The sequence below is a fragment of the Paenibacillus sp. J22P169 genome (assembly GCF_059691995.1).
Genome location: NZ_JCAUAO010000008.1, coordinates 40,087 through 64,356 on the forward strand (window position 1 = coordinate 40,087; position 24,270 = coordinate 64,356).

The following is a 24,270-nucleotide window of genomic DNA, read 5'->3' on the forward strand; positions in this document are numbered from 1 at the left end:
GTCGAGGTTCCGGCTATTCCTAAGCAAATCGTCGCGTTGACGAACGCGATGATCTCGAGAAAAGTTCCCGACCGGATGATCACTGGAATGGAACGTTGAAACATTTTACGTAAGTACAAAACAAAAAAATATAATTCATGATAAGGATGGGTCTACAAAATGAAAGCAAAACAAAAAATCTCATTCAAAACTTTGGCAATTTCAGCTGCGATTATGATACCGCTTGTTGGTTGTGCATCGGAGAAATCAAGCTCAACTCCTGCGAGTTCAACACCTGCAGCAACCCCAGTTGCGAGTGCTGCTGCGACTGCTGCTGCAAGTGCCGCCCCAGACACAACGAAATATCCGCTTGTGATCAAGCATGCTTTTGGCGAAACAACCATTCCAAGCAAGCCTAAACGCGTTGCTACCATTCAATGGGCTAACCATGATGTTTCACTCGCGCTCGGTGTTGTGCCTGTAGGCTTCTCGGCGGCGAATTACGGTGTTCAGGATAAGAGCGGACTTCTGCCTTGGACAGCTAAAAAGCTTAAAGAACTTGGGGTAGATAAACCTAACGTTTTCCAAGATACAGATGGACTTGATTTTGAGGCGATTTCAGCTTCTAAGCCAGATGTCATTCTCGCTGCTTATTCCGGGATCACACAAAAAGACTATGAAACACTTAGTAAAATTGCTCCGGTTGTAGCTTATCAAACCAGTCCATGGGTAACCACATGGCGTGAGCAAGTCCTGTTTAATGCAACAGGCATGGGGATGAAAGCGGAAGGCGAGAAATTGATTAAGGATACGGAGGATTTGATTAAGAAAAAAGCAAGCGAATATCCGCAGTTGAAAGGCAAAAAAGTGGCCTTTACTAACTTCTCAGCGAAGGATTTGTCAAAAATCTATGTATATACACCTGCAGACCCTCGTGGTGCTTTCTTGCAAGAGCTAGGCATGGTTTACCCAGATAGCGTTTTGAAAAAAATTACGGATCTTAAAGCTTATTCTTTGAATTTAAGCGCTGAAAATGCAGACGTTCTGAACGAGGCGGATCTTTTGGTTGGATATGGGGATGACACTTTATTGAAAGCCATTAAAGCGGATCCTGTTCTTAGCAAAATTCCAGCGGTTCAAAAAAATGCCGTTGTGTTTATTGGTAACGGTACACCTCTAGCAGCTGCTGGAAACCCAAATCCACTCTCAATCTCTTACACGATCGATGAATATCTGAAATTAATCGCAGGAGCTATTAAGTAGATCCATGAATCGATCATCGGTTTCAGACAACACACCGCTAAACACGCATATTCCGAAGCATTTTGTGATGGTTCTCTTGATCAGTCTGGTCTTGCTAGGCGTATGTGTGATTGCATCGCTCGTTTTTGGCTCTCGCCTAGTGAGAATTCATGAAGTATTAGACGGTTTATTTCACCCAGATATCGATTCCTACGGGGCAAGCATAGTTCGAAAACGGTTCTCCCGAACCGTTTTCGGTTTGTTTTGCGGTGCGGCACTCGGCGTTTCTGGCGCGCTTATGCAGGCTGTTACGCGCAACCCTATTGCTGATCCGAGTATACTTGGGGTTAACACAGGCGCATCGTTGTTCGTCGTTTGTGGCATTGCCTTCTTGAACATCACGACGGCTAATCAATATATTTGGTTGGCATTAGCAGGGGCTGCGATTACCGCGATTTTCGTATTTGGAATCGGCTCTATGGGGCGTGGTGGTGCAACGCCAATTAAGCTTCTGTTGGCTGGGGCAGCCACAAGCGCCGCCCTTTCTTCGTTGGTCAGTGCCATCATGGTGCCACGCTCTTATGTCATGGATCAATTCAGGTTTTGGTCAGTGGGCAGCGTGGGCTCGGCAACCTGGGACGCTGTTGCTACCTTTACCCCGTTTCTGATCATCGGCATATTGGTTGGCACTCTTTCTGGCCCAGCACTCAACGCGTTAGCACTAGGAGACGAGCTGGCGACCGGGTTAGGCGTTCGAACAGACACATTGCGACTTATTGCGGCTTTTGCAGGCGTTATTTTATGTGGTGCAACGACTGCGCTGGCAGGCCCAATTGGTTTTATCGGACTTATCTCGACTCACGTCATTCGCCTGATGCTTGGTCCCGACTTGCGTTTTGTTATCCCGATGTCAGCCCTTTCAGGAGCTATAATTCTGACGTTATCCGATGTCATCGGTCGGCTTGTTGGCAGCCCTGGAGAGCTTGAAGTCGGCGTAGTTACCGCATTTATAGGAGCTCCAATCCTAATCATTTTAGCTATAAAATCGAAAGTGCGTTCATTATGACAAATACATCTATAGCATTTATTATGGCGGGAAGACGTCAAAGACGCCGCCGATGGCTACTCGTTACCAGCTTACTTACAGTACTTTCTTTCATGCTGATCTGCGCCATGCTTTTACTGGGAACTACTCTTTATCCGGTTAAAGATGTCATCCGCGTGCTTTTGGGAGAACAGATCCAAGGTGTATCATTTGCGATTAATACCGTACGTCTACCGAGAATGCTAGCCGGCCTTTTTGCTGGATTTGCATTCGGTCTTGCCGGGAACACCTTCCAGACGATGCTACGTAACCCGCTTGCCAACCCGAATGTCATCGGTATTACTGCCGGATCGAGTGCGGCAGCTGTTTTTTGCATACTCATCCTTCATGCGAATGGACCTGTTATTTCCTTTGCATCCGTGATTGCCGGTCTTGCTACTGTCCTGTTCATCTATCTATTGTCCAGGGGGAAATCATTTTCGATCGGGCGATTAATCCTTATCGGTATAGGTATCCAAGCCATGCTTGACTCTGTTATCTCCTATTTTCTGCTGGTTGGTGCACAGCAAGATATTCCAGCAGCGCTCAGATGGCTTAGCGGCAGCCTCAATGGTGTTCAAATGTATGAACTTCCGCCTCTTGTAATTACGGTTCTTATTTTTGTGCCGATCATTGTCGTGCTTGGCAAACATTTGAGTCTATTGGAGCTTGGCGAACAATCGGCGACTACCCTCGGTGTAAACACGGACATGACAAGAGTTACACTTATTGTGAGTGCCGTTTTCCTAGTTGCGCTTGCTACCGCTACAACGGGACCAATTGCATTTGTCGCTTTCCTTTCGGGACCGATCGCAAAAAGACTAGTCGGGGTAGGGTTCTCAAATGTCATTCCGGCGGGTCTTGTTGGCGTAAATTTAGTTTTAGCAGCAGATCTCATTGGTCAATTCGCTTTCGTAACCAGATTCCCGGTAGGTATCATAACCGGAATACTCGGAGCGCCGTATCTGATCTTCTTGCTAATCCGAATGAATCGAAAGGGAGATTTATAATGAAGCCGACACACATTTTTCAAGCCGAACAGACTGTCGCGGGTTATGATAATAAAACGGTTATCCAAGGCGTAAGCCTTGTTATCCCCAGTAATAAGATAAGTGTTATTATTGGAGCAAACGCCTGCGGGAAATCAACGCTGCTTAAATCGCTGGCAAGGCTTATAAAGCCTGAGTCAGGCACAATCACACTTGATGAAAAGCCGATTGACAGAATTCCGCCCAAACAATTAGCTCGCGTTTTGGGACTGCTGCCGCAATCTCCCATTGTTCCGGAAGGAATTTCTGTCGCCGATTTAGTTGGACGAGGAAGGTTTCCGCACCAATCCTTGTTCAGCGGATGGACCAACAAGGATTACGAGGCCGTTGCCGAAGCCATGGAAATTATGAATATCACGGAGCTTACCAATCAGAACATTGACGAGCTATCAGGCGGCCAAAGACAACGCGTCTGGATTGCTATGGCTCTTGCGCAACAAACCGACATCTTATTTCTCGATGAACCAACAACCTTTTTAGATATCACCTATCAAGTCGAAATTCTTGATCTGCTCACAGATCTTAACCGGAAACACGGGACTACGATTGTCATGGTTCTTCATGATATTAATTTGTCCGCGCGTTATGCAGATCATATTTTTGCACTGTATAAAGGAAAGCTTGTGGCAGAAGGCGAGCCTTCAAAGGTGATTACAAGCGCATTAGTGAAAGATATCTTCGGGCTTGATTGCGCAGTAATAGAAGACCCGGTTTCGGGTTCTCCATTGGTCATACCCAAAGGGCGATATCACGTTAAACATGATTCTGCTCCATTAATTCCGATTACTTACAAATGAAAAAGGCAACCTGTTCATCTGAACGGGTTGTCTCTTTTCATTTGATGATTCGTCTACTGGCATGTTTGTCGCGATATTGCACTTCCTCTGGCACCAATATGAACTAAAAAATTGTCCTCCTATATGCTATTGTCAATCTGTATCGCTTTACAGGATGAGTTGAATTTCATACACTTTCATTAGAGAGAAGGATTGACGACAATGAGCAAAAAACTGCGTATTGGCATAATTGGAACTGGGGGCATTGCTAAGGCTCATATCTCTGCGTATAAAAAGCTAGACTATGTTGAGATCGTTGGCGTAGCAGACGTGATTGCGGGCAAGGCACTCGCATTTGCGCAAGCACAAGGTTTGACGGAAGCGGCTTCCTTTGATAGTCATACTGATTTATTGCGCATGGATTTGGACGGGGTTAGTATCTGTACGCCGAACGTCTCACATCATGTGACGACGGTCGATTCGTTGCGCTCAGGCAAAAATGTCCTGCTCGAGAAGCCGATGTCTGTGACACTTCAAGAAGGCATTGATATGACCCAGGCGGCGAAAGAGAGTGGAAAAATGCTAACGCTGGGCTTCCAGCCTCGCTATGATCCGAATATGAAGCTATTGCAGACGATTGTGCAATCAGGGCGACTTGGAAATGTGTACTATGTAGAGACGGGCGGTGGGCGTCGTCGCGGTATGCCAGGAGGGACATTCATCAGTCAAAAGCTTGCTGGTGCAGGCGCAATGGCGGATATTGGCTGTTACTCGTTGGACATGGCACTTAACACGCTTGGATACCCTCGTCCGCTTACCGTGTCTGCCTTTACTTCTAACCACTTTGGCACCAATGCACGGTACCATCCAGAAGCGAGTAAGTTCGAAGTCGAGGATTTCGGTGTAGCCATGGTGCGCTTCGAGAATGATCTTGTGCTGCAGTTCAAAATATCGTGGGCCATGCACATGGATACGCTCGGCCCAACGATGTTCCTTGGTACGGATGCAGGCCTTAAAGTCATGCCGGCAGGTGTTGGACCATGGTCGGGTGTATGGGATGGATCTGTCGGTGCCATCACGTTATTTCATGATGAATATGGCGGCCATACATCCACGCCAATTCCGCTTGTCGAACATAAATTGAATCTGTTTGATCAGAAAGTCCATGATTTTGCTGAAGCCGTTCGAGATGGTCGACCAGCACCAATTCCTGGGGAGCAAATTCTCATCCAGCAAGCCATCATTGACGGCGTACTTCGTTCTGCGGCAGCCCGTCGTGAGGTATCTGTCGAGTTGCCGGGCTAATACGAGTTGTAATGCAAAAACAGCCAATTGATTGGCTGTTTTTTTAATTCAGATTTATGTCACACTTGCACGTCGCCAATTGTCTTATCTAAGGACGCTATGTTTGTCTATTACAATGTTTATTCTGTTTCTGTAGCATGGTTCACTTCAAGATGTTGAATAATAAATAGATATGACTGAGTTTACTCGTAGCAAGCAGGAGGGGTATTATGCAAAGTTACACCATGGATCAACCCAATAGCAGTATTGAAGATATGTATATAACCTACAAACCTCATCTATTTTCCATTGCTTACCGTATGTTGGGTTCAAGAGCTGATGCAGAGGACATGGTGCAAGATTTGTTCATCAGCATGCATGGTTATATCAATGAAAATATTCTTAATATGAAATCGTACTTAAGCAAAATGATGATCAATCGGTGTCTGAACGAACTAAAGTCGGCGCGAAAAAAAAGAATAAGCTATGTCGGGAATTGGCTTCCGGAACCCATTGTGCAAGTCAATGAGGATAGCCCTTTAGAAAGCGCGGAACGCCACGATACGATTTCTTATGCTTTTCTTATTCTTATGGATAAACTTACACCCATAGAGAGAGCTGTGTTTATTCTTAGAGAAGTCTTTGCTTATGAGCATAGTGAAATTGGTGAAATGATTAACAAATCGGAGGTGAACTGCCGTAAGATTTTCAGTCGTGTTAAGAAAAAGGTAGAAGATTCCTCAGAAAAATATGAAATGCCATCCACACATCCGCATGAAGAAAAGGAACTGGTGACACGATTCATTTCAGCCATTTCGAGTGGTAATATTCAATCCTTGGTGGACATGTTAACCGAAGATGTCATCATGTTTGCAGACGGTGGTGGAAAAGTATCAGCGGCAATTCATCCTATCTATAGTAGAGAACGTGTGCTTAAGTTATTAAATGCTCTCTCTGAAAGTCGCTTTCCTGAATCAAAAGCAAAGCTTGTCGAGGTTAATGATCAGCCAGGGATACTGCTAACGAAAGATGACGTTCCAACTGGTGTCATTTGCTTTGAGTGGGATGACCACACGATGACGATTCAACGAATTTACTTTATCGTGAATCCAGACAAGCTCCAACATATCATTTAATGATAGTTGAAGTTTTACGTCTTTGTCGTATACTGCCAATTGCCCATAAAATCAAGGGAATAACAATGTAGACTGCAGGGTAAAAGTAGCCAATAAGAAACATATTCTTAGTCGTATACGAAATCCGAATATGGTGGGTGCTATAGATCACATACGCGAACAAGATCAAAGTCATTACCCAAGAGATTAACTTCCAATTCTTGAACCCAGTCCACTCTGATAAACCATAGCTAAGGATGAACAAGCATACCCCTAATTTAATGAAAGCTCCAAGCAGCCACAGTGGTATGAAAAAAGCATCGATATTCTGAACGAAATTGAGAATGGATATGAATTTGGTAAGAGAATAGACAGGAGTAATTAATTTAGCAAGCATATTGGGTCCTGTAATGAACAGAAGCACCAGCGTGGTTATTATACCCCATATCATGGATACCGCAGTCCCCCATAGGATCGCTCTCTTGGCGGTTCGCTTATTCTCGGCGAAATAGAAAAGCATGAGAATGATGGAGGGGTCTACCATTTGGCTGTACGACATAAAGGCCCCCTTAAGAATATGAAGCCAACCTGAATCCGCATAGAAGGGCAGTATCCTATTCAACTCCATGTCCTTAGGATTCAAGAATAGTTGCAAAAAATACATGAATACGAAAATAGGGCCAATGACTTCTGCACAACGGCTAATCGTCGTAATCCCCCCTTTGTGAACCGCATACGCAACGAGGAATAACATGCAAAGTACGATGACGAACATCGGTGTGGTATGAACTAAAACTAAATTTACAAATTCGGCATTACCTCTTACAATCGTAGACATTTGCATAAACCATAACAGGAAATACACGGTGACAATCATTTTGCCAGTCACAGTGCCTAATAGATCTTTCACGAAATTGACTAACGTTTTATCCTTATTCTGCATGCATACGCGGAGCATGATCCAGGTGCTCGCCATCATGATCATGCTTCCAAGTAGAATGGAAATCCAACAATCTTGATGGGACTGCTCCGCGGCTAATTGGATGGGAAGGTAGGAAAGCAAGATGATGGAAGAAATAGTAACCAGCCAAAATATTTGATAACCGCTAACTTTCATATTTCGCTCTCCTCACCCTATTCATTTTAATTGCCCGCCAAGACCTCCGACGGATCTTAGTAGTATTTTCGCTTGGACAGTGATGTCGATTTTCTTGAAATTGTCATCCCAATCGTCTTTTTGAGACCTCCACCAGGAAGGATATTGACGATGAAGATGAGCCCCGATGCCGAAAACATCTGGCCCCCAATTCTGAACTTTTCCCAGTGTTAACTGTAATTTTTTTTGGACTTGCTCATCCATGTATTGCTGGACCTCTACTATATTGTCTGCTACGGTCATGTCTAATGAGGTCGTGTTTTCCAGAAGATAAGCTTGTGCCTTCACAGTTACTACAATCCTAGTAGGATCATTGCCACTTGCGGATTGAATTTGGCGCCGAAGATGTGTTAATCGAAACGATAAGATTCCGTTGCCGTCCTTCCAAGTAATCGTTAGTCCGTGCGATTTTTCTTTTCCAGATAACCAAGCTACGTCGGAGCCTTCCGCATCGTCCAATAAGCCAATGACTTTCAACTTCTTGTTTAAGATGGCATATCCGGATAATACGGCAAGGGGCTCCGCTTTTTTTGTGTTCACCTTCATATTTTTGATCTGGAAAGTGGGCACAAGAGAACGATATTCTTCGGATACACTGTCGACAATAAACTGTCGGGTAGAGAAACTCCTCATTCCGTTGATATGCAGCTCTTTGCCGGCGGCAATGCTTGAGAGATTTTCCAAAGGATGCTTAATGAGAAGGAATTCCTTGGCACTGCTTCCTTTAATCATGAGCGTAACATCTCTTTGATTGTTGGCTGGGTCCCTGCCCAGCTTATCAAATAACTTGGTAATGTCGTTCTTATTGAAAAACTCTTCACTGATCGCGATCAATATACGATGGCTCGTCATCAGTCTACGGGACATGTCTCTTTGAATTTTCTCTGTTGCTTCAAATACATCTTTACCTTTCGCCGACATGACGAGGAAACTATCCGAATTACCGGCTCCGCCACTTCTAGCCGAATTCATCTGTGAGGGAATTGCGATCTGATGGGTAACTTCAATATTTCCATTCTCAACATGATCAATTGCCGTCCCCAAGACAAAAGCCAGTTGATTGGGTTCGACGAAGTCTGTGCAGCCGGTTAAATACAATAAGAGAAAGAGAGAAAGGCATGTTTGAATGACACCTCGGATCATGTTGAGCGTCCTTTCTTGTTGCGACCGTTCTTGATCCAGAAGGGATAACGGATGATCAGGTCTTTAATCCGTTTGCCATCGAATGGGGCTACGGGGCTTAAGTATGGCTTTCCAAAGGATTCAAGCGATACCAAATGGATTAACAAGAAGATAATGCCAAAAGCGAAGCCGACGAAGCCAAGCAGGCCTGAAATGAACAGCATGAGATACCGGATTATGCGAAAGGGAAGCGTGGCGCTATACCTCGGAATCGTATAAGCAGCGACGCCTGTTAAGGAAATAACGATGATGATCGGCGTGGAGATGATGCCCGCTTCGACTGCGGCTTGTCCGATGACCAACGCACCTATAATGCTGACGACTGGCCCTAGTTGATTGGGAAGATGAACACCAGCTTCTTGTAATCCATCGAAAACAAACATCATAAGAAATACTTCGATGACGGTGGGAAATGGCGTATTTTCCCTCGCTGTTGCGATACCGATCATGAGGTAGCTCGGAACCATTTCTGGATGAAAGGTTGACAAGGCGACGTAAATTGCAGGTAAGGCAAATGAAATGAACGTCATAATGTATCGGATCATTCGTGTGATGATAACGAATACAAACCGCTCGAAATAGTCGTCTGCTGATTGAAGTCCAGACCAGAGTGTAATAGGGAGAATAAGGACGAAGGGGGTTCCGTTTGTGATGATCGCAAGCTTTCCCTCTATTAAACTTGCAGCCACGATATCGGGTCTCTCGGTATTCTGGATCTGTGAGAAGATAGAAAAGGAATTACCCTCAAGCCATTCTTCGAGATAGGCAGAATCAATAACGCCATCTAACTCGATTTTACCTAGCTTTTCTCTGACTTCGGATAATACTTTCTCATCTGCAAGACCTTTCATATAAGTAAGAATAACTTCGGTTTGTGTGTATTTACCGATCGTAAAGGATTCCATTTTCAGAAGCGGGTGAATAATACGTCGTCTAATTAAAGTCGTATTCGTACGAATATTCTCGACAAAGCCTTCTTTGGAGCCGCGTAAGGTCGCTTCCTTCTTGGGCTCTTGGATGCCTCTTGTCTCGTAACCTTGAACTTGAGCAATGAGGGCAGAAGCTTCACCATTCACCAAGATGCCTAAGCTGCCCTGTAGGACATGATTGACTAAATCCGCTAGGGAAGTGTCCGTCTTTACATCAGTCAATGGTAACCATTCACGTCTGAACATTTCCGCTAGTGATTGTAAGCGATCAATGCCTTGTGGCAAACCGTTGTAGAGCAGTGGCTTCAGTATGTTATCTTCTACGCCTTGCAATCGAGTCATTCCGTCCAAATAAACGAGTAAAAGCTGGGTTTCATCCATTAATATAAAAGACCGCATAACAAAGTCAGAACAATGATTAAATTGTTCTGTGAGATAGGCTTTATTAACTTCCATATGCTTGCTTATTGAACTCATAGATGAATCACCCCTCATGCCAAATATCTCTGAGATATTATGAGCAGAGAGGTGTGCACTTATACAGATATTGGAATGAATAAGGGGAGATGTCACACATGCAACGCACCAATTGTCTAAACAGTGTCACAATAAGAGAAATTACAACTGGAAAAAACAAGGAATATTGAAGGGGTTGAGATTACCTTGAACTTAAGCAATTGTCCGGTATGTCTGGTAGGTGTAGTAGAACCGCTAGGGTATGTTGAATTAAAAGAAGGACCGTTAGAAATCAAACTAAGTCGATTTCCACCCACCCAAATAGCGGCAATTGTGATCGGGATGTGCAGTATGGAACCTTGTATGCATGTAGGATTCGGAGCAGCAACGGAATCTCTTACTATAGCTAAGAGTTTATTACGAGATTTGATATTTTCGTCTGAAAAATAAAAAAAACAAAAGAACCCTTCGCAGGGTTCTTTCTTTATGAGAGATAAGCGTATATTAGCTCAAACCAGCCTTCGTTAGTCCAAATGGTACATCGGCCGAGCCGGGAACATTCTTGAACGCGACGTTTATCCGATTCCAAGCATTGATGGCCATTACGGAGAAAGTAAGATCAGAGAGTTCTTTCTCTGAGAACTGTTCACGAACGCGGTTATACAATTCGTCGGATACACCATGGTCAGGTAGTTTCGTCAGAACTTCAGTCCAGGCTAACGCTGCCCGCTCACGTGTAGAAAACAATGTTGATTCCCGCCATATCGAAGTGTGATAGAGGCGAAGCTCGCTCTCGCCATGGATCTTAGCTTGCTTGACGTGCATATCCAAGCAGAATCCGCAGCCATTGATCTGAGAAGCTCTGATGTGAACAAGATCAAGAATTTTCTCTTCAATGGCACTTTGCTGTTCTGCGTTGCTGAATTCTAGCATTTTTTTGAAAAGTTCTGGTGATTGTTGCATATAATTTATACGTTGTGTCATTTGTATTACCTCCTATTTTGTTTGACACTTATAAGACAATTGGCCTCTTTCAAGTGTGACACAAAATCAATTTTATTTATTTTGCTTGGCCAATCTAAGTAGGAGGTCTCGAATCTAAGATTGGGGAAACAGTTTCCATTAGGCATAAGGTTCATAGTGAAGTATCATTTAGTACAGGGTGATATTAAATGTTCATTTCTCCTATGATGCTGTACAATGCCAAAAATAATAAGCCATTCTACAGTAAGAATCATATTGCAGAATTAAAATTAGATGGTTTACGCTGTATTCTCTCCAACATGGATAAACTGTATGTGTATACGAAGCACAATGACTTAATAACACATAAATTTCCTGAATTACTTAGATGTCCTGTACCGGAAGGCACCGTACTAGATGGTGAATTAGTCGTGTTGGATGATCAAGGGAAACCTGACTTTGAAGCGATGTCCGCGAGGTTTTTGTCCAAGAAAAATAAGAAACCTGTGGTTTTTTGTGCTTTTGACATTTTGCGGTACAAAGGAATTGACGTCACGGGTTTAAACTTACTTAAGCGTAAAGAGTTATTAGATCAGGCTTTTACTGAAAATGAAATCTATAAAAAGATGGAAGTGTTTGAGGGGAATGCGGTCGATTATTATGAGCGTGTTCGTATGCGAGGACTTGAAGGTATTATAATTAAATCCAAAAAAGAGAATTCTAAATACGAAGTAAACAAACGCTCGATCCAGTGGCAAAAAGTAATAAATTGGACGTATGCAGATGTGTATATTTCTGGTTATCGAAAACATAATTTTGCCTTGTTAGCCTCCATTGATGCAGCCGACGGTTCTAAGCTTCCAGTAGGCATTATTGAGTCCGGCATATCATCCATCCACCAAAACGCCATAGAAGGCGTGAAGAAACGGCTGGTCTTCAAGGAAGACAAGAATTTTGCTTATATGGAGCCGCGGATCATGGCTAGAATAAAGACAAGAAGCTGGACCCAAAGCGGCAGACTACGTTCACCGGAATTTATGGAATTTGTTATATAAATCATATCAAGCAGTAAAGTATAAAGAGACTGAATTCACCTGGAAAAGGGGCGATTCAGTCTTATTTGTTTATTCGCATACCCATTCATTTACATAAAATTCACTCGTTCAGCGCAAGATAAACGTACTTTCGAAATGTCAGGATGACTGGTGAGTACGTGTTTTCCATAAAAAATATGCTGTTCAAATCTAAACCCAAATTCAAACAGCCAAACCCGAAGGCGGCGACTTCGTCATTCAACTTCGTACCTGAATTGACTCAAATGAACATACAGTTTCAAGAAACATTTCGGATGTTTCCTGATTTTGTTAGTCGAGAATTGACCCATATAGCGACATATGGTGTTTACTATCTAAGTAATTTGGTGGATTCAGAGTTACTCTTTCAAGAAATTCTCAATCGATTAATCGAAATAGAAGAGCTGCCTACGCCTGAGAAGCTGGTGGATTTACTCCCCATTGGTCAGCTGCTATTGGACGATAATTGGAGCCATATGCAGCAGCATATCTTGCAAGGCTGGACGTATATCCACATAAGCGGCTATAAGTATGGCATTTTGGCCAAAACGCCGAAGCGAAGAGAACGAGCATTGGCTAAGCCAGAAAATGAGAGTCAAATTTTAGGTCCGCAAATCGCTTTTACGGAAAATTTGGAAACCAATTTAGCGCTGATTCATCACTATTTGCCTAACCCCGATTTATGCGAAATAGCCATGAATATGGGTGAAAACACCAAAACGAATATTCGTCTTGTCTACTTGAGCAATCGAGCTGATTTAGAAATGGTCTCCCATATTTATACAAGCATACAGGCGTTGGATCTGGAAGCGCTTTTGGATGCAACGATACTTGCACAATGGTTGGAAGACAACCCAAGCTCAGCTTTTCCGCAAATGATTACCACGGAAAGGGTGGATCGGGCCATATTTCCTCTTCTGGAGGGAAAGGTTGTTATTGCCGTGAGCGGCAGTCCGCTGGTCATCATTAGTCCCACTACTTTTTTTGATTTTTTCAAATCAATTGAAGATTACTATTATAGATGGCTTACGGGGCTGTTTTTTCGAGGACTGCGCATTGTGGGTATTGCGATCTCCCTGTTTGCTACGGCGTTTTATGTGGCTGCACTTACCTACCATTACGAAATTATTCCTCAGGCATTACTGGTTCCACTTGCTCAATCTCGTGCCAGAGTCCCCTTTCCTCCACTCGTCGAAGCGCTGATGTTAGAAACGATCATTCAGCTACTAAGTGAAGCCGGTGCCAGATTGCCATCCAAAGTAGGTCAAACGATGGGGATCGTTGGCGGTATCGTCATCGGTCAGGCAGCGGTTCAAGCCGGCTTCACCAGCAATATTTTAATCATCATTGTGGCATTAAGCGCCTTATCCTCGTTCACGACGCCCGTATTTGCCATGGCCAATACGATTCGGATTATTCGCTATCCAATCATTATATCCGCAGGCATACTAGGTGGTTTAGGTATCACTGTAAGCATCGCTTTTTTAATTCTGCATTTGCTGCGACAGTCCAGTTTAGGACAGCCTTATTTCTACCCTCCTTATACCATTGCAAATAAAAACAAGCGAGATGGCCTCATAAGGCTCCCTTACAAACTGAACCCGAAACGATCCGTATTCGCTAATACGGGGGAGAACAACCCGAAGGGAAACACGGATATCGATGAGTAAAAAACAACAAACGTATATGTATAGCAGCTTTCTACTCATGTTTATTATCCATGACGCTCAGGTGGGGGTAGGACTTCCCGGTTATCAAAGAATTGTGTTTGGTATCGCGGGTCATGATGCCTGGATAGCGGCCTTGATTGCGGGTATCGTAACGCAGTTCGTGGTCTGGTTAATGATTAGAACGTTGGCGAAATTCCAAAATAAGGACCTCTATGACATTCATTTGCTGGTCTATGGCAAATCGATTGGCCATGTCGCGAATTTGATCTATATGATTTATTTCTTAATAGCCACTATTATTGTGATGCGCAATTATATCGAGATGATTCAAGTCTGGTTATTTCCCAATGCCCCACAATGGATTATTGCTTTATTGATTACCAGTGTCGTATTTTATGGCGTAAATGGAGGCTTACGTACGATTGTAGGCGCTTGTTTTACCTTTGTGACCTTTACGGTTTGGTTAATCTTCCTCCTTTATTTTCCACTGATCTATGCGGACTGGACTGGCATATTCCCCATATTAGAGACGGATCTGAAGCATCTCAGTAAAGGAGTTCTTTCCATGTCGTTCACAATGGCAGGGTTTGAAATTGTCTACTTTATTTATGCCTATGCCAAAGATAAGTCCAAAGTCCAACGCTATACCCAGATTGGTTTGATGAGTGTTACCTTGGTGTACACAGCTGTCATGTTTGTTTCTATTGTTTTCTTCAGTGGAGGTGAACTATTGAAGACGGATTGGGCAACGTTTACCATGTTGAAGATTATCAAATTCCCTTTTTTGGAACGATTTGAGTACATAGGTGTTAGTTTGTGGCTCTTAGTAATTGTACCGAATCTGCTCATGTACAGCTGGGCGGCAACGAGGGGGCTGAAACGTACGTTTTCATGGAAACAAAAATATTGGTTGTATGTATTCATGGGAGCTGCTTGGGTCGCTTGTTCTTTGATTGACTCCCGTATTCAGATGGATCAGATTAATAATCTATTTGCAAAATGGGCGTTTTATATCGTTTATGTATATCCTGTGGTCCTCTTCGGTATTGTCCAATTCCATTTCTGGAGACAGAAGAAGAGGAGTAAGACCGAGGTGATCGCATGAAAAGATTCAATATCATTTTCCTTTTGTTGCTTATTTTCACTTTGACTTTCAGCTTACATCTGGAGAAAAATGTGTTGGAGAAATTAGGAATGACAATCGCGGCGGGGTATGACCAAGGTGATGGTGATAAAATCAAAGCTACTTATGTGATCCATCAGATTGATCCGAATTCCAAATCCACCGTCATGACGATCAACTCGGAGGGATTAACGAGTAAAGGTGCACGTGTTGCTGCTAACCGTAAATCGAATAAGAAAGTCGTTTCTGGTCAGCTGCGGGTTGCCATTTATGACTATAAGCTGGCCCAGACGGGGCTTTTACCATTGGTAGATACCCTATTTCGGGATGCGTCCATTGCCAGTACGGTTTATATGGCTGTCAGTAAAGACACGGCGGAAGATTTGTTAATGCATAAGTATACACAGTTCCCGGATGTGGGAACGTTCATTGTAGATAATATCCATCAGAATATTCTTGGAGAACAGATGGTCTCAGGCACACTGCATGAGTTCCTCTCGGCTCTATATTCTACAGCAGACCCCATGGTACCGCTTCTACAAAGAAAAGGCGAATCTGTAGAGTTGAAAGACGTGGCTGTTTTCAGTGGTGATAAAATGGTGGGTACCGTTGACCCAAGGGAAGCGTTCTTCCTTAAGACGATACGGGATAGATATAAAGCAGGCAATATCGAACTGTCTTTAGACACGGATCAATTGGGAGATATCGCGAAGCAAGTCAAGGATAAGACGGTAAGGATTGTGCTTGAGAATATCTCTAGCGATAGCACGAAACGGTTGATTAGCCAAGACCCGCTTAAGTTTCAGGTTGATATAAAATTGAAGGGCATGCTTACGGAAAGTTCTGCTCAGTTTGATCTCGGTCAAGCCGATGTTATTCATGCCCTGCAAAAGCAAATGAATAAAAAATCCGAAGAACATATACAAGCTTTATTAAAGAAATTAACTGCCTTAAACTCGGATCCGGTCGGATTCGGAGAATTTTACCGCAGTCGGGTGTACCATTCGAACCTGACGAGCGATTCTTGGCATGACATGTATAAATCTGCCTCCTATGATGTCCACGTCGACATGAGGATCGTGCGATTGGGACAAATCCAATAGCACATAAAAAGGGTTGCCAATCAAACTGTAACCTGATAGTATACATTTAATCGAATATGAACCTTCGGGGCAGGGTGAAATTCCCTACCGGCGGTGAGGATACCCGTGTGTATCTCAAGCCCGCGACTCCTAGCCAGCAATGGCTGGGACTGACTTGGTGGAATTCCAAGGCCGACGGTATAGTCCGGATGGGAGAAGGTGAAGAACAGCCTTTTAAATTTCGATAATTTAATAGGTCTGTTTGTCAATGCCCCCGTTTAATCTGAACGGGGGCATTGTTTCTTCGAGAAGGTTCAATTCAAAACGTTCAATAGGAGGTTTTTGAATTGGAAAATGCATTTAAGTTTGGAAGTAAGGGTGCGACTTCTCAGAGCTCACGAACAAGTGGTATGAGTGGGATCTGGTATGTAGCGCTTGGCGCAACCCTGTGGGGATTGGATCCGCTCTTTCGGATCCTATTATTAAAAAGCTTTACCTCAGCTCAAATTGTATTCATCGAACATGTCTTATTGGCCATTTACGCGGTGCCTGTACTGATCAAGTATCGCCGGACGTTAACGGGCAAGCTATCCATTGCTGTCTTAGGAGCCCTGCTCTTCATATCCTGGGGAGGATCGGCGATTGCCACCATACTATTCACTGCGGCTTTCTCTCACGGAAGTGCCAACGCCATCTTGCTTTTGCAGAAATTACAGCCCTTATTCGCCATTATTTTAGCACGTGTACTATTAAAGGAAACATTGCCTTCGAAATTTTCTAGATATATTGTTGTTGCTCTCCTAGGTACTTATCTGTTGACGTTTGGTCTTGGTATGCCTGACATGGGCTTGAAGGATTTAGGTACAATCAGTTGCTTATTTTCCATTCTGGCAGCAGTCTTATGGGGCGGATCAACCGTGATGGGGAAATTCCTGCTTTCGAAAAATTTGGATTTCCCAGTCGTCACCTCACTGCGGTTCTTGATGGCACTTCCTTTGTTAGCAGTTGTATTATTGGCTAGTGGTGACCATTGGCAGTTGAACGGTTCGAGCAGCGAGCTGACGATCATCGCAGTAAACCTGCTGTTCCAAGCCTTTTTCCCAGGATTGCTCAGCATGCTGCTTTACTATAAAGGTTTATCTTCTACGAAAGCGTTCTTTGCTACGCTAGCCGAGCTTGCCTTCCCTGCAGTTGGTGTATGTATGAATTGGCTTGTATTTGGTCAAAAGCTGACCTTAGGTCAACTGCTAGGGTTCATACTGATTTGGTTAACACTATGGTTTATGAGTCGGCAGAGTCAGTCTGGTCAGCAGAAGAATTGATGCAATAACGAGAAACCTCTTTTTAAGGTATAGGGTTAAAAATTTGCACTAGTCAAATAATGGCAGATGATTTAAGCTTGACTCATTGATGTGATGAGGAGGGCTTTATAAGATGGAAATCAAATTATTCAAAGCATTGTGGGGCATGGATGGATCACTGGAGTCCCAATTCGAGCGTATTGCTGCAGCAGGTTATGACGGAATCGAAGCACCCATGCCGACTCTTGCGGACGAGGATCAGTTCCGGAAGCTATTGGAATCGTATCAAATGGACTACATTGCCATGGTCTTTACCGCTGGACCTGATCATATTGCTTCATTTGGGGAGCAAGTATCGCGCGCGGTTTCCTTTCGCCCCTTCAGCATAACTTCACACAGCGCTAAGGATTCGATGCCCTTTGAAGAGCAAGTCGCATTCTTCCGTGAAGCAGCTGAAATCGAGAACAAATATGGGATCGCGATTGGCCATGAGACTCACCGCGGCAGAGCGCTCTATAATCCTTGGGAAACCGGAAGGCTGTTGGATGCCGTTCCAGGGATCAAGCTTACAGCGGATTACAGCCATTGGTGCTGTGTAACCGAGACCACCTTGGAGAGTCAAGAGGAGAATCTGCGCAAATCCTTCCCCCGTGTTCAACATATTCACGGCCGCGTAGGCTATGCACAAGGACCACAAGTGCCAGATCCAAGGGCACCGGAGTATGCACACGAATTACAACGGCACATGAGCTGGTGGGACAGCATTGTTCAAGCGAAGCAGGACGCAGGCCAAACGACGATCACCTATACACCAGAGTTTGGACCTCCGGGTTATTTGCACACTTTGCCATTTACGAATCAACCGGTTGCCGATTTATGGGATGTATGCCTTTGGATGGGAAAACATTTCAAAGGACAATATAAGAGTATCTAAACCTATTACTCTCTGTTGAAGGTACAATCATGCTTAGTAAACTACAGAAAATGCCTGCCTCAAGACTTATTGTTATCGCTTATATGATCGGTATATTGCTTATTGCCGTCATTCTGAAATTACCTATCAGTTTACAATCGGGCGCCACAATCTCCTTTGTGGACGCCCTCTTTACTTCCGCCAGTGCAGTCAGCGTGACAGGCCTTACAACAGTAGGCATTAAAGACACGTTAAGCGGCTTCGGCATAGGTGTACTGATCATTGCTTTTCAATTCGGTGGTATCGGCGTCATGACGCTGGGGAGCTTTTATTGGTTGTTGTTCGGGCAGGAGATCGGATTGCTGCAGCGCAAGATGATTATGATTGACCAGAATCGCAACAACCTATCTGGATTGGTTCAGCTAATGAAGCTAGTGCTGGGCTTTACGCTGATTCTAGAGGCGATTAGCACACTGGCATTTGGCTTGTATTTCTATTTGGCTGGTGAATATGGGTCGATTTGGAGCGCCTTGTACTATGGCATGTTTCATACCATTTCGGCGTTTACGAATGCAGGTTTTGATTTGTTTGGCAATTCACTGCTGGATTATTCGGGAGATTATTTCGTACAGGTGCTTACGATCATCTTGATTGTATTAGGCGGGATTGGATTTCCAGTCCTGGCTGAGCTTCGAGAATATTTGTGGGGCGGGCATAAGAATTTCCGATTTTCTTTGTTTACGAAACTTACTATCGTAACGACATCGGTGTTGTTACTGTTCGGTGCGATTGGATTTTGGGTGACGGAGCGAACGCATGCGTTGGCAGGGATGAGCTGGCATGGGAAAATACTCAGCGCACTCTTCACGTCTGTCACATCTCGCAGCGCGGGACTTACCACGATTGATATGTCTACAATTACAGAAGCAAGCTTGCTGCTAGTATCTTTATTAATGTTTATTGGTGCAAGCCCCTCCAGTATGGGGGGCGGTGTTCGAACAACGACCGTAGCCGTTATTGTACTGGCCCTTATTGCTTATGCTCGCGGGGAGAAGGAGCCGAAGGTGTTCGGCCGGATGATTAGTCAGGAGGACTCCCTTAAGAGCTTTGTATTTTTCTTGACGGGTATTGCACTGCTGCTCGGGGGGATATTTGTGCTTCTCTTGGCCGAGCCGAATCGCTGGGGAGTGTCCGCCATCTTATTCGAGGTTGCCTCGGCATTTGGAACGTGTGGTTTATCCACAGGAATCACAGGAGAGCTTGGCAGCGTTAGTAAGATCTCGCTGATTGTGCTTATGTTTATCGGAAGGATCGGATTATTTCTGTTCTATTCCTTATTTACCAACGGAAAGAAGAAACCTCTAATCCGGTACCCAGAAGAAAAGTTGATCATTGGATAAGCAGCTAACCCCATAGTAACCGAGGTGGATCGTAGTAGATCTGCCTCGGTTTTTTCTGCTTTTGTGCTTGGTGTTATAAGCCATCATGTTAAGTGTTTTTGGGTACAACTTTGTTGGTTTTGGATAAATACTTGCCTCATCCTGCTCGGTATAATGGGATTTATTGAGAGTGATCATCCCTGACAATGAGGGGAAAGAGGAGGCAAATACCAGATGCAATATACGAGTTTTGCGAGTTCAAATGTTCAGGTATCACGGCTTGGCTTTGGAGCGATGGGCTTAGGCGGATCATTCGGTACATATGATGAATCCTACTTGATTCAAACTGTACTGCACAGCTTGGAGCAAGGTGTCACCTTGATTGATACGGCGCGTGGCTACGGGGAGTCGGAACGCATTGTTGGTCTGGCGCTGAAGCAGTGGCGGGGGGAACGTCCTTTTGTCACCTCGAAAATACAATCCTTAGGGCCGGGATCGATCGGATGGGGAACGCATATCCCTGTAGAAAGCGCTTACCCACAAGGCTGGCTGCGCGAATGCACCGAAATCTCCCTCAAGCAGCTGGGGCTTGAAACGATCGATCTGATGCAGCTCCATCAATATTGGCCGCAGTGGGATAAGAAGGACTACTGGATGGAAGAATTGCTTCGTCTGAAAGAAGAAGGAAAGATTCGTTTCATCGGAATCTCTATCCCCGATCAACGTCACGATATCGCGCTCACGCTTGTTCAAAGCGGCAAGATTGACGCCGTACAGACCGTATTCAACATATTCGATCCACTACCGCTTGATTGCTTAATTCCTTTCTGTGAGGAGCATCACGTTGCTTTCCTAGCTCGTTGTGTGTTGGATGAAGGCGGTCTGACAGGCTTCTTAACCACGGATACGCAATTTGACAGTAAGGATTACAGGAAATCCTACTTTGAATACGTGCCTCGCGAAATGTATATTGAACGGGTCGATCGTTTGCGCAAGTTCATTCCTGATCACGCAGATAGTCTTGCTGAGCTAGCCATCAAATTTGTGTTGAAGCATCCTGCTGTGACGACAGCGTTAGTTTCCATGCACGTGCAGGAGCAGGCGACTCAGAACATCGCAGCACTTGCGAAAGATCCGCTTCCAGATGACGTATTCGAAGAAATACGTAGATATCATCGTTGGGTACGCAACTTCTATGACACGAAGTTCTGGTAGGCCCATGAAAGTGCTATGGTCAGAGCTGCTCCCTTATGAGTTTAAGGAGCGATTAGCCGCCTGTCCCATCGTCTATCTCCCACTCGGTCTTTGTGAACCTCATGGGCAGATTAGTGCATTTGGATTGGACACACTGAAGGCGGAGTGGCTCTGTGTGGAAGCGGCTCAGCGAGCCGGAGGTATTGTGGCTCCCTCGCTGGGCTACCACATTCACGAGTCAGGCTATCATGCCCAGTGGCTGGAGGAAGTCGTCGGCGAAGAGCAAGCGCATATGACCGCAATGCCACCGCATGTGTTGCTGCACTTCTTCTTGTACCAACTGCGAGCTTTCGCAGGAGCGGGTTTTCGATCCATTGTTGTCTTAACCGGACATGGTGGCGGGAATGAACTCGACTTACGACGAGTAAGTGATGCGTTCACTCGTGAGACGGGGGTAGCGGTTATGGTCAGCACGGATGCTCAGCTTGTTCAGGATCATTATCAGGGGGATCACGCAGGAAAATATGAGATTTCACAGCTCATGTTTCTACGTCCAGAACTCATTGATTTCGCCCAGCTTGAGCGACAAACTGAAGCAGGGGCAGGAGGGCGGCTAGCTCTTGGTGAAGATGCTCTGGAAGCTAGTGCGAAGCTCGGTGCCGACATTATGAAGGTATGTTTAGCGCAGCTGTGCGAGCTTGTTGCGATGCAAGCTGCAGCGTTGCAGCCTAGCGAAAGCTCTTCACGGCCGAGCTTGCTCACTTACGAAGAAACGGAAGCCATATGGCAGAAGGCAAAGGATCAAGGGCCTTGGGCCACATCATTTCCACGAATGGGACAGAAGGCAGTGTCAGAAACGTCCCAATGGAAATCTTTTGAATACCATAAGTTGTAAAATGTTATAATAAGAAGAACACGCAGCCTAGGATCGTCCTGTGGCTGTTTTCTTTTTGAAATCTGGGGGATTTTGACTACTAAAGTCGAATTCACAAATAATTTACCCAGGAAAGTGAAACGTGATTGAATTTTATGCGTATCAGATAAGGGAGTTCACTAAAACAGGTAAGCGAAGGGAGGTGACCTCGTTGACAATTAGTTTAGTCAAAGGTCAAAAGATCGATTTAACAAAGGGTAACGCAGGTCTTTCTAAAGTTGTGGTTGGATTGGGTTGGGATCCTGCTGTTGTTGAGAAGAAGGGGTTCTTCGGCTCAAAGAAATCGGCAGTCGAAATTGATTGTGACGCTTCAGTAATTTTACTGGATGAAAAGGGAAGAATAACGAATCCGAAGCATGTGGTTTATTTTGCTAATCTTCAAAGTCCTGATGGCTCGGTCGTTCACTCCGGTGATAACCGTACGGGCGATGGCGATGGCGATGATGAAACAGTTTCCGTTAATTTAGGACAAGTTCCCGCTGATGTGAGCAAAATTGTGTTCGTTGTAAATATTTATGACTGTGTGAATAGAAAGCAAGATTTTGGGCTCATTCAATCGGCTTACATCCGTGTGTTGAATGGTTCTAATCAACAAGAGTTGGTGAAGTTTAATCTAACCGACAACTATTCAGGTTTGTCCTCCCTTATTGTTGGTGAAATTTACCGACACAGCGGCGAATGGAAATTCAGTGCCATTGGTGAAGGCAGTACAGACACAACCATTGGACAATTAGTCAAAAGATATCAATAAATGGCACAGCCAAATCTTATATAAGAGAGGTATTTCAGATGTCAATTTCATTATCTAAAGGTCAAAAAGTTGATTTAACCAAAACAAACCCAGGCTTGACGAAAGTTATCGTTGGCTTAGGTTGGGATACGAACAAATACGATGGCGGTAAGGATTTCGATTTGGATGCTTCCATTTTTGCAGCGAATGCTGCAGGTAAAGTTAGCAACGAATCTGATTTTATTTTTTACAACAACCGCAAAAACGCAAATGGTTCAATCGAGCACAAAGGTGACAATCGTACGGGTGCAGGCGATGGCGATGATGAAATTATCAGCGTTGATCTTAGCGCAGTACCGGCTGAAACAGAGAAAATCGCTTTCTGTATTACGATTCATGACGCTGAAGCAAGAGCGCAAAACTTTGGACAAGTTTCCAATGCTTATGTGCGCGTACTTAACGAAGGATCTGGCGCGGAATTGATTCGTTTCGATCTTGGCGAAGATTTCTCCATTGAAACAGGTGTTGTGATTGGTGAGCTTTACCGTCATAGCGGTGAGTGGAAATTTAGCGCAATCGGCAGCGGATATAAAGACGGGCTAGCAGGTTTGGCACGCGATTACGGTTTGCAAACTTCCTAAGATCGAAGTTAATAGGGTGGTGCTTTCTGAGCATCACCCTCCCTACTCTTCTGAATCAATTCGACTCGAGAAACGGTGTTCAAATGACCAGCATTGATGCGTTATGAATTGGAAATCAATGATCCGAGGCGACGAAATTTGTTATCGGAGAATGATATAGATAGGGCTAGTTCTTGTAAGTATGAACAGCAAATAAAACAGGGGGTCCACCTTAATGTCAGACTTTTTTCAAAGTTTTGTAGACAATTTTCTTAATTTTTTTAGCTGGGACGTGCTCTCGGCCACACTTACAGATCCCGTAAACTGGGGGATTATCGGTACACTCGTCATTCTAGAGGGATTGTTATCTGCAGATAATGCACTCGTACTTGCTGTGATGGTGAAGCATTTACCGAAGGAACAGCAGAAGAAAGCATTATTCTACGGATTGCTGGGTGCCTACATATTTAGGTTTATCGCCATTGGTGTTGGTACATTCCTAGTACAGATTACCTGGATTAAAGTTCTTGGTGGTGCGTATCTGCTCTGGATTGCTTACAGTAATCTCTTCATGAAGAAACACGATGAAGGCGGAGAAGTCAAAAATAAAGGTCTTTCTTTCTGGCGTACGGTACTCGCGGTAGAAATTATGGATATTGCGTTCAGTGTCGATAGCGTACTTGCAGCGTTCGGTGTGAGCGACAAGGTTTGGGTATTGTTCTTAGGTGGTATCTTAGGCGTTCTCATGATGAGAGGCGTGGCGCAAGTCTTCTTGAAGCTCATTGACAAGATACCGGAATTGGAAAAAACAGCGTTTATTTTAATTATCGTCATCGGTCTTAAAATGATTGCTGGCGCATTCGGTTTCCACATCTCACATGTGATCTTCTTCTCCGTCATTATTGCCTTGTTCGGAGGAACGATTATTCTAAGCATGCTTCGTAAAAAGGACAAGTCTGGATCAGTTAAAGAATCATAAGACAAGTTATTGGACAATCCCTCCGTCAAGTCAAGGAGGGATTGTTTCTTAAAAAGA

The 24,270-nt window shown here is 44.3% G+C and carries 22 protein-coding genes and 1 riboswitch; of the genes, 18 read left to right on the forward strand and 4 right to left on the reverse strand.

Annotation, left to right across the window (positions count from 1 at the left end; all coding sequences use genetic code 11):
* Window positions 1-159 precede the first annotated feature (159 nt).
* From AC58QG_RS27830 to AC58QG_RS27855, 6 genes are all read left to right on the forward strand, one after another.
* Window positions 160-1,242, forward strand: coding sequence for an iron-siderophore ABC transporter substrate-binding protein (locus AC58QG_RS27830; RefSeq protein ID WP_497365332.1), 1,083 nt, complete (start codon window positions 160-162; stop codon window positions 1,240-1,242).
* A 4-nt stretch (window positions 1,243-1,246) separates the two neighbouring features.
* Complete coding sequence (locus tag AC58QG_RS27835; protein WP_497365333.1) at window positions 1,247-2,287, forward strand: FecCD family ABC transporter permease; 1,041 nt, start codon at window positions 1,247-1,249, stop codon at window positions 2,285-2,287.
* Window positions 2,284-3,315: a FecCD family ABC transporter permease gene (locus AC58QG_RS27840; protein ID WP_497365334.1), complete on the forward strand. Its 1,032-nt coding sequence runs from the start codon at window positions 2,284-2,286 to the stop codon at window positions 3,313-3,315. The genes AC58QG_RS27835 and AC58QG_RS27840 overlap by 4 nt, the downstream gene beginning before the upstream one ends.
* The gene (locus AC58QG_RS27845) at window positions 3,315-4,151 is read left to right on the forward strand and encodes an ABC transporter ATP-binding protein (RefSeq protein WP_497365335.1); all 837 of its coding nucleotides are present in this window, start codon (window positions 3,315-3,317) and stop codon (window positions 4,149-4,151) included. Before AC58QG_RS27840 ends, AC58QG_RS27845 begins: the two co-directional genes overlap by 1 nt.
* A 201-nt stretch (window positions 4,152-4,352) precedes the next feature.
* Window positions 4,353-5,435: a Gfo/Idh/MocA family protein gene (locus AC58QG_RS27850; RefSeq protein ID WP_497365336.1), complete on the forward strand. Its 1,083-nt coding sequence runs from the start codon at window positions 4,353-4,355 to the stop codon at window positions 5,433-5,435.
* Between the two features lie 209 nt (window positions 5,436-5,644).
* On the forward strand, window positions 5,645-6,550 hold the full coding sequence (locus AC58QG_RS27855; RefSeq protein ID WP_497365337.1) for an RNA polymerase sigma-70 factor: 906 nt from the start codon (window positions 5,645-5,647) through the stop codon (window positions 6,548-6,550).
* Here the strand turns inward: AC58QG_RS27855 and AC58QG_RS27860 are convergent.
* From AC58QG_RS27860 to AC58QG_RS27875, 4 genes are all read right to left on the reverse strand, one after another.
* Window positions 6,543-7,646: a GerAB/ArcD/ProY family transporter gene (locus tag AC58QG_RS27860; RefSeq protein WP_497365338.1), complete on the reverse strand. Its 1,104-nt coding sequence runs from the start codon at window positions 7,644-7,646 to the stop codon at window positions 6,543-6,545. The two genes, AC58QG_RS27855 and AC58QG_RS27860, sit on opposite strands and share 8 nt — an antisense overlap.
* Before the next feature lie 21 nt (window positions 7,647-7,667).
* The gene (locus AC58QG_RS27865; protein WP_497365339.1) at window positions 7,668-8,828 is read right to left on the reverse strand and encodes a Ger(x)C family spore germination protein; all 1,161 of its coding nucleotides are present in this window, start codon (window positions 8,826-8,828) and stop codon (window positions 7,668-7,670) included.
* The gene (locus tag AC58QG_RS27870) at window positions 8,825-10,273 is read right to left on the reverse strand and encodes a spore germination protein (RefSeq protein WP_497365340.1); all 1,449 of its coding nucleotides are present in this window, start codon (window positions 10,271-10,273) and stop codon (window positions 8,825-8,827) included. The genes AC58QG_RS27865 and AC58QG_RS27870 overlap by 4 nt, the downstream gene beginning before the upstream one ends.
* A 483-nt stretch (window positions 10,274-10,756) precedes the next feature.
* A complete protein-coding gene (locus AC58QG_RS27875) occupies window positions 10,757-11,236 on the reverse strand; it encodes a carboxymuconolactone decarboxylase family protein (protein ID WP_497365341.1) in 480 nt (159 codons plus the stop codon).
* A gap of 203 nt (window positions 11,237-11,439) precedes the next feature.
* On the opposite strand from AC58QG_RS27875, the gene AC58QG_RS27880 reads away from it, so the two are divergent.
* From AC58QG_RS27880 to AC58QG_RS27935, 12 genes are all read left to right on the forward strand, one after another.
* Window positions 11,440-12,270, forward strand: coding sequence for an ATP-dependent DNA ligase (locus tag AC58QG_RS27880; RefSeq protein WP_497365342.1), 831 nt, complete (start codon window positions 11,440-11,442; stop codon window positions 12,268-12,270).
* 176 nt (window positions 12,271-12,446) lie between these two features.
* Window positions 12,447-13,958 carry a spore germination protein gene (locus AC58QG_RS27885; RefSeq protein WP_497365343.1) on the forward strand — a complete coding sequence of 504 codons (1,512 nt, stop codon included), beginning with the start codon at window positions 12,447-12,449 and terminating at the stop codon, window positions 13,956-13,958.
* The gene (locus tag AC58QG_RS27890) at window positions 13,951-15,063 is read left to right on the forward strand and encodes a GerAB/ArcD/ProY family transporter (protein ID WP_497365344.1); all 1,113 of its coding nucleotides are present in this window, start codon (window positions 13,951-13,953) and stop codon (window positions 15,061-15,063) included. The genes AC58QG_RS27885 and AC58QG_RS27890 overlap by 8 nt, the downstream gene beginning before the upstream one ends.
* The gene (locus tag AC58QG_RS27895; protein ID WP_497365345.1) at window positions 15,060-16,184 is read left to right on the forward strand and encodes a Ger(x)C family spore germination protein; all 1,125 of its coding nucleotides are present in this window, start codon (window positions 15,060-15,062) and stop codon (window positions 16,182-16,184) included. The genes AC58QG_RS27890 and AC58QG_RS27895 overlap by 4 nt, the downstream gene beginning before the upstream one ends.
* A gap of 56 nt (window positions 16,185-16,240) precedes the next feature.
* Window positions 16,241-16,388, forward strand: a riboswitch (FMN riboswitch).
* A 185-nt stretch (window positions 16,389-16,573) separates the two neighbouring features.
* On the forward strand, window positions 16,574-17,485 hold the full coding sequence (locus tag AC58QG_RS27900) for a DMT family transporter (protein WP_497365546.1): 912 nt from the start codon (window positions 16,574-16,576) through the stop codon (window positions 17,483-17,485).
* A gap of 112 nt (window positions 17,486-17,597) precedes the next feature.
* On the forward strand, window positions 17,598-18,398 hold the full coding sequence (locus AC58QG_RS27905; RefSeq protein ID WP_497365346.1) for a sugar phosphate isomerase/epimerase family protein: 801 nt from the start codon (window positions 17,598-17,600) through the stop codon (window positions 18,396-18,398).
* A gap of 29 nt (window positions 18,399-18,427) precedes the next feature.
* Window positions 18,428-19,777, forward strand: a complete 1,350-nt coding sequence (locus AC58QG_RS27910; protein ID WP_497365347.1) for a TrkH family potassium uptake protein — start codon at window positions 18,428-18,430, stop codon at window positions 19,775-19,777.
* Between the two features lie 213 nt (window positions 19,778-19,990).
* Complete coding sequence (locus tag AC58QG_RS27915; protein ID WP_497365348.1) at window positions 19,991-20,971, forward strand: aldo/keto reductase; 981 nt, start codon at window positions 19,991-19,993, stop codon at window positions 20,969-20,971.
* Window positions 20,972-20,975: 4 nt separating this feature from the next.
* Window positions 20,976-21,845 (forward strand): creatininase family protein, encoded by an 870-nt coding sequence (locus tag AC58QG_RS27920; RefSeq protein WP_497365349.1) that lies wholly within the window; start codon window positions 20,976-20,978, stop codon window positions 21,843-21,845.
* A 190-nt stretch (window positions 21,846-22,035) separates the two neighbouring features.
* A complete protein-coding gene (locus AC58QG_RS27925) occupies window positions 22,036-22,635 on the forward strand; it encodes a TerD family protein (protein ID WP_497365350.1) in 600 nt (199 codons plus the stop codon).
* A 38-nt stretch (window positions 22,636-22,673) separates the two neighbouring features.
* Window positions 22,674-23,255: a TerD family protein gene (locus tag AC58QG_RS27930; protein ID WP_497365351.1), complete on the forward strand. Its 582-nt coding sequence runs from the start codon at window positions 22,674-22,676 to the stop codon at window positions 23,253-23,255.
* Window positions 23,256-23,469: 214 nt separating this feature from the next.
* The gene (locus tag AC58QG_RS27935; protein ID WP_497365352.1) at window positions 23,470-24,213 is read left to right on the forward strand and encodes a TerC family protein; all 744 of its coding nucleotides are present in this window, start codon (window positions 23,470-23,472) and stop codon (window positions 24,211-24,213) included.
* Window positions 24,214-24,270 lie beyond the last annotated feature (57 nt).